At 42.2% G+C, this 1,064-nt stretch carries 1 protein-coding gene; it reads right to left on the bottom strand.

Annotated elements, in window-relative coordinates; all coding sequences use genetic code 11:
* Nucleotides 1–414: 414 nt before the first annotated feature.
* Nucleotides 415–1,064: Tim44 domain-containing protein (locus R8269_RS26080; RefSeq protein ID WP_318223021.1), on the bottom strand; the 650-nt coding region annotated here is incomplete at its 5' end.

Genomic DNA, 1,064 nt, shown 5'->3' with positions numbered 1-1,064 from the left:
ACCCATTCTAACAATCTCTCGCTCACCCCATAGTGTCGCATTCATGTTCTACGAACTCCTAATGTAGCTAAGATCTTCAACCAATACCGACACATTGCTTTAGGCCAAACTCAACGTTAGAACCGATCTTTTAACAGGTAAGAGTTCTTCGACAAGACATTGAATAGTATTAACTTTCTAAATTTCTCAAGAATAGACACAACAAAATACTAACTGAGCTATCCCAGATACCAAATGGCTAAGTCATTAGACTGCTAAATCATAAAACGACTGAGTTGTATTGTGCTTAGCTACGGAGCATTTCCTTTCGCTTTTACCTGTAGAGCTATCTCCGCTCATCCAACAATTAACAGATACAAAAAATCCCGCTAAATAGCGGGATTTAATTAAGACTAAATTGAACGAGCTTGGTGATTAACCTTGAATACCAACAATCAACCAAGGTGCATTCGGTACCGTTAGGTCACGCTCTAGGTGCCAGATATCTTCAATATCTTCCTCTACACCTTCTGCAGCATCACGGTAACGGCCACTAAATTGCAAACTTAATTGTGCTTTGTTCGCATCGTATTCAGCACGAACGATCTCTGCATCGACATACATCACATCAGTGTGCTGCTCACCTTCTAGCTTCGCGCGCTCAGCTTTCAGATCTTCAAATAGACTTGGAGAAACATATTCTTCAATAGTGTCTAGTTGGTTGTGGTTCCACGCACCTTGCAAAATGCGGTAGTGCTCACGAGAACCGTTAATAAACGCAGCTTGATCGAAACCCGGTGGGTAATTGTGTGGTACATCTGTTTGAGCACCAAAACCGGTGAAACCGCCTGCGTTTGTATTTGGTTGTTGTTCAAAGTTCTGCATGTTTGGTTGTTCAAACTTTGACGCGTTACCACCAAATGCCGGTTGTTGACGTTGCTGGTTCATACTGCCCTGCTTCGCACCTAACATTCCGCGCATAAGCTTAAAGATAATAAAGGCAATTAAACCAATGATTAGGATATCCATAAACTGGATACCTTCAAAAGCACCACCGAAGAACGCAGCAAGTAGACCACCAGCTA

The sequence above is a fragment of the Vibrio sp. Vb0667 genome (genome assembly GCF_033391095.1).
The sequence above is the reverse complement of the archived record's forward strand: the minus strand, read 5'-3'. Positions and strand labels throughout refer to the sequence as shown.